This is a genomic window from Streptosporangium sp. CA-135522, from assembly GCF_050949235.1.
Classification (GTDB): Bacteria; Actinomycetota; Actinomycetes; order Streptosporangiales; family Streptosporangiaceae; genus Streptosporangium.
This window is the reverse complement of record NZ_CP192026.1, coordinates 1049411-1063239: the sequence shown is the minus strand read 5'-3', so window position 1 is coordinate 1063239 and position 13829 is coordinate 1049411. Positions and strand designations below refer to the sequence as shown.

General features: G+C 70.1%; 10 protein-coding genes. 5 read left to right on the top strand and 5 right to left on the bottom strand.

Features of this window, described 5'->3' with window-relative positions; genetic code table 11:
* Positions 1-52: 52 nt before the first annotated feature.
* Positions 53-2992: a glycoside hydrolase family 48 protein gene (locus tag ACQPYK_RS05260; RefSeq protein WP_433251064.1), complete on the top strand. Its 2940-nt coding sequence runs from the start codon at positions 53-55 to the stop codon at positions 2990-2992.
* Positions 2993-3343: 351 nt separating this feature from the next.
* Here ACQPYK_RS05260 and ACQPYK_RS05255 read toward each other — a convergent pair whose 3' ends face one another.
* The gene (locus ACQPYK_RS05255; RefSeq protein ID WP_433251061.1) at positions 3344-3745 is read right to left on the bottom strand and encodes a winged helix-turn-helix transcriptional regulator; all 402 of its coding nucleotides are present in this window, start codon (positions 3743-3745) and stop codon (positions 3344-3346) included.
* Positions 3746-3997: 252 nt separating this feature from the next.
* Between ACQPYK_RS05255 and ACQPYK_RS05250 the strand changes: the two genes are divergently transcribed.
* Complete coding sequence (locus ACQPYK_RS05250) at positions 3998-4924, top strand: NADP-dependent oxidoreductase (protein WP_433251058.1); 927 nt, start codon at positions 3998-4000, stop codon at positions 4922-4924.
* 105 nt (positions 4925-5029) lie between these two features.
* On the opposite strand, the gene ACQPYK_RS05245 is transcribed toward ACQPYK_RS05250, so the two are convergent.
* Together ACQPYK_RS05245 and ACQPYK_RS05240 are read right to left on the bottom strand one after the other, a co-directional pair.
* On the bottom strand, positions 5030-6373 hold the full coding sequence (locus tag ACQPYK_RS05245; protein ID WP_433251055.1) for an FAD-binding oxidoreductase: 1344 nt from the start codon (positions 6371-6373) through the stop codon (positions 5030-5032).
* Between the two features lie 112 nt (positions 6374-6485).
* Entirely contained in the window at positions 6486-7040 is a 555-nt protein-coding gene (locus ACQPYK_RS05240; RefSeq protein ID WP_433251052.1) for an SGNH/GDSL hydrolase family protein, read from the bottom strand.
* An 895-nt stretch (positions 7041-7935) separates the two neighbouring features.
* Between ACQPYK_RS05240 and ACQPYK_RS05235 the strand changes: the two genes are divergently transcribed.
* From ACQPYK_RS05235 to ACQPYK_RS05225, 3 genes are read left to right on the top strand one after another with little or no spacing between them, the layout of a single operon-like run.
* Positions 7936-9072 carry a glycosyltransferase gene (locus ACQPYK_RS05235; protein WP_433251049.1) on the top strand — a complete coding sequence of 379 codons (1137 nt, stop codon included), beginning with the start codon at positions 7936-7938 and terminating at the stop codon, positions 9070-9072.
* Positions 9060-10967, top strand: a complete 1908-nt coding sequence (asnB, locus tag ACQPYK_RS05230; RefSeq protein ID WP_433251046.1) for an asparagine synthase (glutamine-hydrolyzing) — start codon at positions 9060-9062, stop codon at positions 10965-10967. The genes ACQPYK_RS05235 and asnB overlap by 13 nt, the downstream gene beginning before the upstream one ends.
* A complete protein-coding gene (locus ACQPYK_RS05225; RefSeq protein WP_433251043.1) occupies positions 10964-12292 on the top strand; it encodes a polysaccharide biosynthesis C-terminal domain-containing protein in 1329 nt (442 codons plus the stop codon). Before asnB ends, ACQPYK_RS05225 begins: the two co-directional genes overlap by 4 nt.
* Here the strand turns inward: ACQPYK_RS05225 and ACQPYK_RS05220 are convergent.
* Both ACQPYK_RS05220 and ACQPYK_RS05215 read right to left on the bottom strand, forming a co-directional pair.
* The gene (locus ACQPYK_RS05220) at positions 12200-13117 is read right to left on the bottom strand and encodes a class I SAM-dependent methyltransferase (RefSeq protein ID WP_433251040.1); all 918 of its coding nucleotides are present in this window, start codon (positions 13115-13117) and stop codon (positions 12200-12202) included. The two genes, ACQPYK_RS05225 and ACQPYK_RS05220, sit on opposite strands and share 93 nt — an antisense overlap.
* An 11-nt stretch (positions 13118-13128) precedes the next feature.
* Positions 13129-13443 carry a hypothetical protein gene (locus ACQPYK_RS05215; protein ID WP_433251037.1) on the bottom strand — a complete coding sequence of 105 codons (315 nt, stop codon included), beginning with the start codon at positions 13441-13443 and terminating at the stop codon, positions 13129-13131.
* Positions 13444-13829 lie beyond the last annotated feature (386 nt).

Here is a 13829-nt window from a genome sequence, read left to right as displayed (position 1 = left end):
CGAGACCTTCACCAGCGGATTCGTGCCGGAACACCTCTGGAGGACCCTTTCGATGCCTCGATTCCCCAGCAGAACGGGAGCGCTCCCACGCTTCCGTAGCCGAGTCGCCGCGTTGGCGCTGCTCAGCCTGGCGGCCGGGACGACCACCGCGCTGGCGGCCTCGCCCGCCCTCGCGGCCGTCTCCTGCGACGTGACCTACTCGACCAACGACTGGCAGGGCGGCTTCACCGCCAACGTGTCGATCAAGAACCTGGGCGACCCGCTGAACGGCTGGACGCTCGGGTTCACCTTCCCCGACGCCTCGCAGAAGGTCACCCAGGGCTGGAGCGCCACCTGGTCGCAGAGCGGCCAGGCCGTCACCGCCAAGAATCTGGACTGGAACGGCGACCTGGCCACCGGGGCCTCGACCGGCATCGGCTTCAACGGAAGCTGGTCGGGAAGCAACCCCAAGCCGACCGCCTTCACGATCAACGGCACCACCTGCGGCGGGACCACCCCGGACAACCAGCCCCCCACCGCGAGGCTCACCAAACCCACCGCGGGGGCCGTCTTCACCGCGCCCGCCGCGGTGGACATCACCGCCGACGCCGCCGACGGCGACGGCACGGTCGCCAAGGTCGAGTTCTTCAACGGCGACACGCTGCTGAGCACCGACACCAGCGCGCCGTACTCCTACAGCTGGGCGGCCGTACCCGCCGGAGACTACTCGCTGATCGCGAAGGCGACCGACGACAAGGGCGCGAGCACGACCTCCTCCCCGGTCGGGATCAGCGTGCGGGCCGACACCGCCCCCGCGGTGCTCCTCACCCCCGCCACGCTCGCCGTACCCGAGGGCGGCGGCGCGGACCTGTCGGTCAGGCTCTCCAAGGCCCCGGCCGCGAACGTCACCGTGACGACCGCCAGGACGAGCGGCGACACCGACCTGACCGTCTCGTCCGGCGGATCGCTGACCTTCACCCCGGCCGACTGGAACACCGCCCAGACGGTCAGGGTCGCCGCCGCCGAGGACGCCGACAAGACCTCCGACAGCGCCGAGTTCACCTCCACCGCCACCGGCCACACCTCGGACAAGGCGGTCGCCACCGAGGTGGACGACGACGCCACCGGCGGCGACAACGAGTACATCAAGCGCTTCACCACGATGTACAACAAGCTCAAGGACCCGGCGAACGGCTACTTCTCGCCGCAGGGCGTGCCCTACCACTCGGTGGAGACCTTCATGGTCGAGGCTCCGGACCACGGGCACGAGACCACCTCCGAGGCCTACAGCTACTACCTGTGGCTGGAGGCGGCCTACGGCAAGGTGACCGGCGACTGGAGCAAGTTCAACGACGCCTGGGCCTCGATGGAGAAATACATCATCCCGACCACCGCCGACCAGCCGACCAACTCCTTCTACAACCCGTCCAAGCCCGCCATCTACGCCGGTGAGTGGGACGACATCAAGCAGTACCCGTCCAAGCTGGACGGCGGCGTCTCGGTCGGCGCCGACCCGATCGCGGGCGAGCTGAAGAGCGCCTACGGCACCGGCGACGTGTACGGCATGCACTGGCTGCTCGACGTGGACAACACCTACGGCTTCGGCCGCTGCGGCGACGGCACCACCAAACCCGCCTACATCAACACCTACCAGCGAGGCCCGGAGGAGTCGGTCTTCGAGACCATTCCTCAGCCGTCCTGCGACACCTTCAAGCACGGCGGCAAGAACGGCTACCTGGACCTGTTCACCGGCGACAGCAGCTACGCCAAGCAGTGGAAGTACACCAACGCCCCCGACTCCGACGCCCGCGCCGTCCAGGCCGCCTACTGGGCGCACACCTGGGCCAAGGAGCAGGGCAAGGAGTCGCAGGTCGCCGCCTCGGTCACCAAGGCCGCGAAGATGGGCGACTACCTGCGCTACGCGATGTACGACAAGTACTTCAAGAAGCAGGGCTGCACCAGCACCTCGTGCGCGGCCGGCACCGGCAAGGACAGCTCGGCCTACCTGCTGAGCTGGTACTACGCCTGGGGCGGCGCCAACGACACCTCTGCGGGCTGGGCCTGGCGGATCGGCTCCAGCCACAACCACTCCGGCTACCAGAACCCGATGGCGGCCTGGGCGCTGTCCAACGTGGACGCCCTCAAGCCCAAGGGGGCGACCGCCGTACAGGACTGGAGCACCAGCCTGAAGCGGCAGCTGGAGTTCTACCGCTGGCTGCAGTCGTCCGAAGGCGCGATCGCGGGTGGCGCCACCAACAGCTGGCAGGGGCACTACGCGGCTCCGCCGTCCACGCTGCCCACCTTCTACGGCATGGCCTACGACTGGCAGCCGGTCTACCACGACCCGCCGTCGAACCAGTGGTTCGGCTTCCAGGCCTGGTCGATGGAGCGGGTCGCCGAGCTGTACTACACGACCGGCAACGCCGACGCCAAGCTGGTGCTGGACAAGTGGGTCAAGTGGGCCACCGACAACACCACGGTCAACGCCGACGGGACCTTCCAGATCCCCTCGACCCTGGTGTGGACCGGCCGGCCCGACACCTGGAACGCGAGCAGCCCGGGGGCCAACGCCGGGCTGCACGTCACCATCCGGGACCACACCTCCGACGTGGGCGTGGCCGGCTCCTACGCCAAGGTGCTGTCGTACTACGCGGCCAAGTCGGGCGACGCCAAGGCCAAGAGCATCGCCAAGGGCCTGCTGGACGGCATCTGGAAGAACGACCAGGACGCCAGGGGCGTCTCGGTGCCCGAGACCAAGGCCGACTACAGCCGCCTCAACGATCCGGTCTACGTCCCGGCCGGCTGGACCGGCAAGATGCCCAACGGCGACGTGATCGATTCCAGCTCCACCTTCATGTCGATCCGGTCCTTCTACAAGAACGACCCGGACTGGCCGAAGGTCGACGCCTATCTGAAGGGCACCGGCCCCGCGCCGTCCTTCACCTACCACCGGTTCTGGGCCCAGGTCGACGTGGCCGTCGCCCTGGCCGAGTACGGGCGGCTCTTCCCCTGACCGGCCCGCCCTGACCGGCTCACCTGACCGGTCCGTCGTGGCCGGCCCGCCCTGACCGGCCCGTCCTGACCGGTCCGTCGTGGCCGATCCACCTGACCGGCCCGTCCTGACCGGCGGGCCGTCCGTCCGGCGCTCGCCGGGCGGACGGACCCTCCCCCGAGACCTCGGGACGTGGCGGCACCCCTGACCTGCTGCCACGCCCCGAGCACCACCTGCGAGAGGAACCCCCATGAAGAGATCCCCGGCGGCGCTCGCCCTGCCGGCCCTGGTGTCCGTGCCAGACCTGCCGTCCGCCGGGCGTGGTGGTCTCGCGCGCGCTGACAGCACGGGCGAACCCGGAGGGCGAGAGGATCAGGTCCGGTCGTAGCGGGTCCGGGATCGGGCCACGTATTCGCGGTGCCGCTCCGCCCATTCGATGAGGGAGCTGACCTCGACGGAGAGCGTCTGGCCGACCGGCGTGAGCTCGTAGTCCACCCGGGGTGGCGAGGTGGGGGTCACCGTGCGTGTGACGAGGCCGTCACGCTCCAGGCTGCGCAGGGTCAGCGTCAGCATCCGCTGGGAGATCCCCTCGACGGACCGTTGCAGCTCGGAGTAGCGCTTGGGTCCGGTGCCGAGCAGGGCCATGACCAGCACGCTCCACTTGTCGCCGACCCGGTCCAGCACGTCGCGGAGCTGACAGGTCGGGCTGGTAACGCCGAACGGCCCGCGCACATCGGTGTGCGTTACGCGGGGCAAAGTGCCTTCTTCCGTCATGACGGCATTGTCGATCAGACTCGGTGGCGCACACAAGAAATAACCAACGCACAAAAAGTGCGGCTTCGATGAGCTTCGATCTCAATGCTCCGCCGTCCAGGCCCGGTCCCGGGCCGAAGACCACCGAGCTGGAGATCCCGCAGACCGGCTCGACCGGTTCTCGCCGCTGATCGGGGCCTCGCCGGTCAGGCCGGCACAGGCGTCGGCCGGCACCGAGAAGTGCCACCGAACATCGAGAAGGAAGTACCGGATATGCGTGCAGTGGCGTTCAACGAGTTCGGTGCGGCTCCCGCGGTCGCCGAGCTCCCGGTCCCCGAGCCGGGACCGGGCGAGGTACTGGTCCAGGTGCGGGCCTCGTCGGTCAACGGCTTCGATCTGGGCGTGATCGGCGGATACCTCAAGGGGGTCTACGAGTACGAGTTTCCCGTCGTGGTCGGCAAGGACTTCGCCGGAGTGGTCTCCGCCGTCGGTGACGGCGTGACCAGCGTGGCCGTGGGCGACGATGTGTTCGGTGTCGTGATGCGGCCCACTCTCGGCCAGGGCGGCTTCGCCGAGTACGTCGCCGTCGGTGCGGAGTACGGCATCGCCCGCATCCCCGAAGGGCTCGACCACGCCCGGGCCGGGGCCCTCGGCCTGGCCGGCACCGCCGCGCTCGACGCGGTCGACGCGGTCGCGCCCTCCGCGGGAGAGACCGTTCTCATCTCGGGTGCCACCGGCGGTGTCGGCGCGTACGCGATCCAGCTCGCCGCGGCCCGCGGAGCCACCGTCATCGCGACCGCCAGGCCCGGTGCGGAGGCCGAGTTCGTCACCGGACTCGGCGCGGCGCACGCCGTCGACCACACCGAGTTGGTGACGCGGGTGCGTGCCATCGCCCCCGACGGCGTACACGCGGCGCTGCACTTCGCCGGTGACGGCGCGACCGTGGCCGGGCTGCTCGCCCAGGGCGGCCGGTTCGCCTCGACCCTGCACCACACCCCGGACGGGCTCGCCGAACACGACGTCAAGGCCACCGCGGTCATGGCGGACCCGAACCCGGCCACCCTCCTCCGGCTCGCCACCGATGTGGCCGCCGGTCGCCTGCGGGTCCCGCTCGCCCAGAGCTACCGGCTGGCCCAGGCGACCCAGGCCATCGCGGACTTCCAGGCCGGCACCCTGGGCAAGCTCGGCGTCACGATCTGAGGATCGAACCGCTCCCGGGGGCCGGAGTCCAAGGGATCCGGAGGTCGCGAGGAACCTCCCCGGCACCGGATCCCGTTCCGGCCCTCTCCGGCCCCCTCCTGGCGGTCAGTCCAGGACCGGATAGTTGCTCCGGAACACGCCACGCGGGTCACGGGCGCGCTTGACGTCGCGGAGCCGGGCCAGGACGTCACCGGGGAAGGCCGCGGTCGCCTTCTCCCCACCGCCGAGGTAGTTGTACGGCTTGCGCCCGCTGGTGTGCGACACGAGCAGGCCGGCGATGGCGTCCTGGCGCTCCTTGAGGGCGGGCGCGAGCTCCGGGACGGCCAGGGAGCCGACCATGCCGAGGAGATAGGGCTCGTCGAGGTGCCCGCAGGCGCCGCCGTCCGCCGCGGGACGGGCCAGCGCTCCGCCCAGGTGGCGCACCTGCACGCTGACCAGCGGGTCGATGGGCTCGGACAGCAGCGCCGCGGCCACCGCGTCATCCAGGCTGGTCAACAGCTCTCCACGGAACGTACTGGGCCCCGGATCGGTCGGCTCGGCGCAGATGCTCCCCAACTCGGACACCGGCAGGGGCCCGCGGGTGTCCATGATGGCTCCGTCGATCTTGTCGAGACGGCGCAGCAGTGCCTGTGCCTCCCCGCCCTCGCCAAGGAACGTGACGTCCACCGTCACCGCGGCCAGCCCCCGCAGAAACTCGGGAAGAGCCGGGATCGCGGGAAACTTCAGCAGGTCGAACCAGGCGGTGAGCTCCTCAGGCGCCTCGGCGGTGATCTCCCGGAACGCGGCCAGCACCTCCGGGGCCCGCTCGACCGGCCACATGACGCGCCCGCCGTACAGGTGGGGTGCGGGGTACAGGTCGAACTCGACGGCGGTCACCAGCGCGTAGTCGCCACCGCCACCGCGCAACGCCCAGAACAGTTCGGCGTCGGAGTCGGCGCTCACCCGGCTCCGGACGCCTTCGGCGTCGACGACGTCGAAGGCGCGGACACTGTCGGCGGCGAAGCCGTACTTACGGCCGAACCAGCTCAGGCCGCCGCCGAGGGTGTAGCCGACCACGCTGGGCGCCGGCGAGCTGCCCGCCAGTCCGGTCAGCCCGTGCGGGCTCGCGGCGGCCAGTACCTCGCCCCATTTCACGCCGGCGCCGACGCGGGCGACCCTCTGGTCGGGCCGGACGTCCACCTCGTCGAGTCGCCCGGTGCGCAGCAGGATCACGCCCTCGACGTCGCCGGTGGCGCCGTGGCCGCTCGGCTGGGCTGCCACGGTCAGTCCCGCCAGGTGGGCGAAGCCGGCCAGCGCGGCCACGTCGTCGGCGTCCTCGGCCTCGACGACGGCCATGACGGGCTGCTCCACGGCGAGGTTCCACGGCCGCCTGGCCTGCTCGAAGCCCTCTTCACCTGAGACCAGCACCCGTCCCCTGACCGCGTTCCGCAGGTCGTTCCCGATCGTCATCGATCTCTCCTCTCGCTCTGGAACCACTATGGCGCAGGCGATCTGAGCGGGAGCTGAGATCGAGTTGAGGCCGGGACGGACCGGCCTCAACTCACGGGAAGGACCGGGAGGGTCACCGCGACGCCGGCCCGAACCCGCGCTCGCGCAGCGCAGCGACCAGCCAGTGCGCGAGCCGTACGTGCCCGGCGAGGGTGGGGTGGACGCCGTCGGGCAGGATCAGGCTGCGGCTCCAGCGCTCGCCGAGCGGGTCGAGGAAGGTCGCCTCCTCCTCGTCGGCGGCCATCGCGACGGCGTCTCTCACGCCGTAGGCCCACCGGGGGGCTTTCACCATCCAGATGGGGCCGATCACCACGATCCTGGTGCGCGGCCAGCGGATGCGGACCAGCTCCAGCAGGCGCTTGGCGGCCCGGTGGATCCTGGCGGGCCTGGTACGGCGGTCGTTGTGCCCGCCGGAGACGATCAGCAGGTCGGGCTCCGGCCGCCAGGAGAGCTCCTCGCCGAAGGACCTGTGGAAGGTCCGGTTCACCGGGCCGGGATTGACGAAGCCGGTCCCGGCCGCCCCCGCGGTGACGAGCTGCCAGCCCAGCTCGCGCGCCGCCTGCGCGGCGTAGGTGTCCCACCGCTCCACCGGGCCCGACCCGACGGTGAAGCTGTCTCCGACGATCATGACCAGCGGGGCCGCGGTACGGCGCGCCGGCGTGGCCGGGTCGGGATGAGCCGCCGGGGCGCCGGCTGTCGGAGCGATTCCACCGACCGTCCCAGTACATCCCGAAATAAGACAGCAAATCCCCATAAGAATGGCGATCAGGAATGCTCGGGGTCGTCTACGCACAGGCCCGTGCATGCCACCTCGGGGGGCTCCAGGCTGCCGACATGGGTACCGACCTCTACGGGCGAACGCGGCGTCTCGAACTCGCCGACCAGAACCCGCGCTCCTTCGAGGAGGTGGTCCTGGCGTCGCCGCCCGACGGGATCGTCTTGAGCAAGTCCGCATTCTACCCAGGCGGGGGCGGCCGGCCCGCGGATCGGGGAGTTCTCCTGTGGCAGGGAACGGAGATCCGCATCACCGGTGTACACGAAAGGGGGCAATCGAGGGGATGGGCGCCGAGGGGAATGTCGAGTGCGTGGGCGAGGTGCCGGTAGGTGACCGGAGGCGGCGCGTCGATCCGCCGGGACCGCCGAACGACTTCTCCGGAGGATCGATTCTCATGGTCCGGTGAACTCGCCGCCGCACGACCCGGGAAATCTCCGAAAAAGGCGAAAGACCGTCGAGGACCGGCTCTTTGACGACGTCGCCGTATCGGTCCATGGCACGGCTTCGTCCGCCGGCACATCGTCCGATCGTCAGGGCGAACAGGCCGGTCCCGCCTCATGATGATTCAACGGAGAATCGGCGCTTTCCCGGCCGAGAGGTCGTTTCGCTGATGACACATGCGGCGTAAACGTATTCGTCATTCCTTTCCGCGACACGCTGGCCGGTCATGGCGGTTCTCCACACACCAGCGATGATCACTCAAAGTAAGATCACGAAAGTGAAGAGTAGCCACAGGATGAGTTCGTCCATGAAAGCGCCGCCCGGCGGACCACGCCGTGTCATGCTGCTGATCGGACAGCTGAGAGTCGGCGGCACCGAAAAGCAGATTTTCCTCCTGGCTACGGGCCTGGTCCGCAGCGGTGTGGCGGTCGACGTGGTGACGTTGCACTCGGACGGGCCTTACCGTGACGCGCTCGAACTCGCGGGCGTTCCCGTGCGCAACGCCGGATTCACCGGGATGTCGACGGGCCCCATGGCCCTTCCCCGCAATCTGCTCGCGGTGACGCGTCTCGTCAGGTGGATACGGCTGCTCAGGCCGGACGTGCTGCACGCCTTCCTGTACCACGGTTATGTGATCGGCGCGCCGATCGCCTGGCTCGCCCGGGTGCCGGTCGTGGTGGCGGGGCGACGCAGCCTGAGCAACTTCAAGAAGGCCCGGCGCTGGGTCTACGCGTTGGAACACGTCGCCACCCGGCTGACACGGCACGTGGTGGCCAACGCCGCGGCCGTGGCCGAGGACGCCAGAACGGTGGAGGGCATCGTCCCGGGCAAACTCAGCGTGATCTACAACGGCCTGCCCGAGTCGGCCTTCCTGACCGGCACGCCGGCTCGAATCGTCACGAATCTGCCGGTCGTGTGCTGCGTGGCCAATCTGAAGGAGCACAAGGGACATCGTTTCCTCGTCGAGGCCGTCGCGCTGCTGGCCGCCCGGGGCACGCCGTGCACGCTGGTGCTCGCGGGCGAGGGACCCGAGCATGACGCCCTGCTACGGCAGGCGGCGGCTCTGGGCGTGGACCTACGCCTTCTGGGTCTGCGCAGGGACATCGAGGCCCTGATGAACCGGGCGTCGGTGGTGGTGCTCGCCTCACTCTACGAGGGGATGAGCAATGCGATCATGGAAGCGATGGCGGCGGGCAAGCCGATCGTCGCCACCGCGGTGGGCGGGACCTGCGAGCTGCTGGACGGGCGCGGCCTGCTGGTTCCCCCGGCGGACTCCCGGGCGCTGGCCGACGCCCTGGAACGCGTGTTGCACGATCCTCACCTGGGCGCGTCCCTCGGCGTCACCGCGCGCGCCTGGGCGCTGGACAATCTCGGCGTGAACTCCATGATCGACCGGCATCTGGTCCTGTACCGGCGTCTTCTGGAGGAGCGATGTGCGGGATAGCGGGCGCCGTCTGCTCGGACGGAGTCGACCCGGAGACGGTCCGCGCCATGTGCGAGACCATCGTGCACCGCGGTCCCGACGGGAGCGGCCTGCACGTGGAGCCTTCGGCCGTGCTCGGGATGCGCCGCCTGGCCGTCGTCGACGTCGCCGGCGGCGACCAGCCCGTCTACAGCGAGGACGGCGTGATCGTCGCGGTGTTCAACGGCGAGATCTACAACTTCGCCGAACTGCGCGCCGAACTGCTGGCCGGCGGGCACCGCCTGGCCGCGGCCGGCGACTCCGAGTGCCTGGTCCACCTGTACGAGGAGTACGGGGACGCCTTCGTGCATCGTCTGCGCGGCATGTTCGCCTTCGCGTTGTGGGACGGGCGCAGGCGCAGGCTGCTGCTGGCCCGTGACCGGGTGGGCAAGAAGCCGCTCTACTGGGGGATCCGGTCCGGCACGCTGCGTTTCGCCTCCGAGCTGAAGGCGCTGATCCGCGACCCGCGCTGGTGCGGCGAGATCGACCCGGTCGCCCTCCACCACTACCTGACCTTCCAGTACGTACCGGCTCCCTGGTCGATCTTCGAAGGCATCGGCAAGCTCCCGCCGGGCTCGACCCTGGTATGGCAGGACGGCCGCGTGCGCGTCGACCGCTACTGGCGGCTGGACGCCACCCCCCGTCCGGCCGCCGCCGTGGAGGAGGAGGCCGAGCGGCTGCGCGAGCTGCTGCTGGAGGCCACCCGGCTGCGGATGATAGGTGAGCGTCCGATCGGCGCCTTCCTGTCGGGGGGGATCGACTCCTCCGCGGTCGTGGCGGCGATGGCGCGGCAGTCCCCGCATCCGGTCCGCACGTTCTGCGTCGGCTTCGAAGAGGCCGACTTCGACGAGCGGGAGCCCGCCAGGCAGGTGGCCGCCCTTTACGGCACCGACCACTCGGAGATGGTCCTGTCCGCCTCCCCGCTGGACGTGCTGCCCGCCCTGGCCTGGCACTTCGACGAGCCGTTCGCCGACTCCTCGGCCATCCCCACCTTCCTGGTGGCCAGGATGAGCAGCCAGGAGGTGACGGTCGCGCTCAACGGGGACGGCGGGGACGAGTCCTTCGGCGGCTACCGCCGCTACGCGATGTTGCAGCGAGCCTCCCGACTGCGGGCGCCGTCCGGAGCGTCACCCCTCCTGGGCTCGGCGGGCAGGAGCCTTCGGGGCCTCTCGCGCCAGGGGTCGCTGCTTCGCCGGGTGGGGTGGGGCATGGAGCTGGCCGGACTGTCCGCGGTCGACAGGTACACGCGCCTGATGTCCTACTTCACCGAGGAGCAGAAGTGGGAGATCTACACCCCGTGGCAGCGCGGCCGGGCGGCGGGCGTCCGCAGCGGGGCCATCGTCGAGCGGGCCTTCGAGGAGTCGTCCGCCGGCTGCGACCTCACCCGGATCATGGACGTCGACGTCAACACCTATCTGCCCGGTGACCTGCTGGTGAAGGCCGACATCAGCACGATGGCCTGCTCGCTGGAGGCGCGCTCGCCCTTCCTGGACCATGTCCTGATGGAGTGGGCCGCGGGCCTGCCCGGCGAGCTGAAGATCCACGGCGGAACGACGAAGTACCTCCTCAAGCACGCCCTGGCGGGCTGGCTGCCCGCGCACCTGCTGGAGCGCCCGAAGATGGGGTTCGGGGTGCCGCTGGCCTCCTGGCTCAGGACGGGGCTGCGCCCCCTGGCTCATGACCTGCTCACCGACGCCACCGCCCGCGACCGGGGGATCTTCGATCCGCGGGCCGTCGCCCGCCTTCTCTCCCAGCACGCCAACGGTCGAGATCACTCCAACCGTATCTGGACCCTGATGCAGTTCGAGCTCTGGCATCGGACCCACCTGCCGGCGCGGCCGGCCGCGGACGGCCGTCCACAACTGCGGCCCACGTGACCGCCCCGCCGCTCCCCCCGGCCACGACCGGGCGCCGCCGCGATACCGCCGTCACGCGCCTGGTCCATCTGCTCCTGACCCGCCTGACCCTCGTCGTGGCCGGAAGTCTCACCAGCGTGATCGTGGCCCGCGCCCTGGGGCCGGGCGATCGCGGCGCTTATTGGGTGATCGTCACCATCGCGGCGACGGCGACGGCCTTGGGGAACCTGTCGGTGGAGAAGTCGCAGACGACCCTGTGGGGGGAGGAGAGCAGCCGACCGGCGGTCACGGCGAACGCCCTGTGGCTGGGCCTCGCCGTAGGCGCGGCGGCCGCGGGGACCGCGTTCGCCGCCGTGCTCCTGTGCGGGGTAGGGGTGGCGCCCACGGCGGGTCGGTCCTCGCTGATCTGGGGACTGGCCGCGGTGCCCGTCATGATGGCGATCGTCTACGTCAACAACGTGCACGTCCTGCGTGCCCGCACCGGGGTCGTCAACCGGGGCTCGCTGGCGGGAGCGGCCCTGCAGTGCTCCGCGCTGGCGTCTCTCGGCCTCCTCGGACGCCTCACCGTCGAGTGGGTAGTGATCATATGGACCGTCTCCGCCGCCGTGAACCTCCTGCTGCTGCTGCCGTCCTTGCCCGTATGCCGCCCGCGCGACCCGAGGTCGGTCCGTCACACGCTGTCGTGTGGCCTGCGCTACCACCCGGGCTCCGTCTGCCACTTCCTGCTGCTTCGGCTCGACATCCTGATCCTGAACGCCATGAGCACACCGACGGCGGTGGGAATCTACTCCATGGCGGTGACGCCGGCCGAGCTCCTGCGGGCCATGACCGACGCGGTGGCCCAGATCGCGCTGCCCCGGCAGATGGAGTCGAGCAGGGAGACGTCCGTGGCCTACACGGCACGGACGATCCGGATTACCGCGGTCCTCGCCGCCTCGTCGATCGTCCTGCTCTATGCGGCGGGCCCGTTTCTGGTGACCGCCGCCGCCGGCCCGGCCTTCACGGGATGCGTCACCCCGATGCTGGTGCTCGCACCGGGCGTGGCGGCCGCCGCGGCGGCCCGCCCTGCCGCGGCCTATCTGCTCCGCCTCAACCTGCCGGTTCTCATCTCGCTGATGTACGGCGCGGCATTGCTGGTGAACCTCACCCTGAACATCCTGCTGATCCCCCGGATGGGCGTCACCGGATGCGCGCTGGCGTCCACGATCGCCTACACGGCGCTCGCCGCGACCCAGGTGGGCTGGTTCGCACGCTCAGCGAGAGTGCCCCTGCGCCGGCTGAGCCCGGGCGGCGCCGAGGTGCGAGAGATCGTCCACCGACTCCGCGGGCTTGTCCGGGTCGGCTGATCCGCCCGGCCGCCGGAGCACGTACTCGTTGCAGCCGAGGCCGCCCCCGCACGTCTTGAGATGCAGGAGACCGAGATCGTGCGCGTGGGCGCGGGCGATGACCTGCTCGGGCTTGGAGACCTCGAAGGGATGACCGCCCACCCAGTCGATCATGTCGTGCCAGCGCGACATGCCTCGCGCCCGGGTGACCGCGGTACGGGGCCTGCCGGTGAGCAGCCGTCCGATTTCGAGCAGGGGCCAGGCCCGGTAGATGTAAGCCGAGCTGCCGGCGATCAGGGCGCCACGGACCGCCGGTCCCGACCGGTTGTAGCGCCGCTTCACGGCCGTCCAGATCCGGCTCTGCCGTCCCTGGTCGTTGTAGAGCGCGACGAACAGCAGTCCGCCGGGGGCGACGAGCTCGACGGCGGCGTCGAAGGCCCTCCACATGGCGCCGGTGTGGTGCAGGACACCCCAGGCGTAAACAAGATCGAAGGTCCCCAGCCGCGCGAGGTAGTCACCGTCCAGGATCGACCCCTGCTCGATCGTCCAGGTGGCGTCGGGGGCGAAGACGCGGCGCAGCCGCAGGGCGGACTCCACCGCCTCGGGGTCGAAGTCGAAGGAGTGCACGCGGGCTCCCATGCGGTGCGCGGCGAGGGAGAACAGGCCGCTGCCACAGCCCACGTCGAGGAAGGTGCGCCCGGCGAGGTCCTCGGCGCCGAGGGCCATCCGCAGCGAGTCGGCCGCGCTTTCGATGCGACCCTCGTCGACGAGGTCGACGAAGGCGTTCCAGTTGCGGCCGAAGGCGAACCTGTCACCCCGCCGGATCTGCAGAAGGTTGTCGTCCATGGTCTCTCCCGTCATGTGCCGTGTGTCGTGTGCGGCGATGTCCGATGAGCCGCCACGCCTGCCGTTTCGAGATGCCGAGTCCCGAGCGGCGTCCCCAGGCGGACCCAGAACGGCGTGCTGACCGTCAGATTCGACGGCGTGTCGCCGAACAGCGCGGCCTTCGACCGGGTGGCGACGAGCGAGACCAGCGCGACCGTGCCGGAAACCGCCCACAGCGGAGCCCGAGGAACGCCGCGACCGCCGGCCAGGGACACCGCACCGGCGCGGCGACGAGGAAAGGCGCCGCGGACACCGCCGGCATGATTATGCGGCTCGGTGGAGGCCATTTCAGCGGCGTGGTCCGCGCCATCACAACTGACACTTCACCGTCCCGCCATTTCCCTTACCCGCCCACGCCGATCTCGCCGCAAAAAGTGTGCACATGCAGCACGTCATCGGAAGGCCTCCGAACAATGATCCATAACTTATCGCAGTCGCTCGATCACACGGTGAAGGAAACACTGGCGCGGCCAGGGGAGTAATTGGAAGCAGACGCACGAAGAACGCGGCGAACACCGAAAGACCGGTACCGGTGAAATGGGTGCTTGTTAATCCGTTTCGACCCCCGCCGTTTTCACCTGCAAGCATCCGAAAGGCGGAGTTCCGCGGTGAGCCTGATCTCCCGCCTGCGGCTCTTGTGAAAGAACTGGTCGCTCCTCGCCGGGCCACCGGT

Bases quoted from the DNA above. Each gene is read 5' to 3' on its own strand.
- ACQPYK_RS05260 (WP_433251064.1), top strand. From the start codon at position 53: ATGCCTCGATTCCCCAGCAGAACGGGAGCGCTCCCACGCTTCCGTAGC.
- ACQPYK_RS05255 (WP_433251061.1), bottom strand. From the start codon at position 3,745: ATGACGGAAGAAGGCACTTTGCCCCGCGTAACGCACACCGATGTGCGC.
- ACQPYK_RS05250 (WP_433251058.1), top strand. From the start codon at position 3,998: ATGCGTGCAGTGGCGTTCAACGAGTTCGGTGCGGCTCCCGCGGTCGCC.
- ACQPYK_RS05245 (WP_433251055.1), bottom strand. From the start codon at position 6,373: ATGACGATCGGGAACGACCTGCGGAACGCGGTCAGGGGACGGGTGCTG.
- ACQPYK_RS05240 (WP_433251052.1), bottom strand. From the start codon at position 7,040: ATGATCGTCGGAGACAGCTTCACCGTCGGGTCGGGCCCGGTGGAGCGG.
- ACQPYK_RS05235 (WP_433251049.1), top strand. From the start codon at position 7,936: ATGAAAGCGCCGCCCGGCGGACCACGCCGTGTCATGCTGCTGATCGGA.
- asnB (WP_433251046.1), top strand. From the start codon at position 9,060: ATGTGCGGGATAGCGGGCGCCGTCTGCTCGGACGGAGTCGACCCGGAG.
- ACQPYK_RS05220 (WP_433251040.1), bottom strand. From the start codon at position 13,117: ATGGACGACAACCTTCTGCAGATCCGGCGGGGTGACAGGTTCGCCTTC.
- ACQPYK_RS05215 (WP_433251037.1), bottom strand. From the start codon at position 13,443: ATGGCCTCCACCGAGCCGCATAATCATGCCGGCGGTGTCCGCGGCGCC.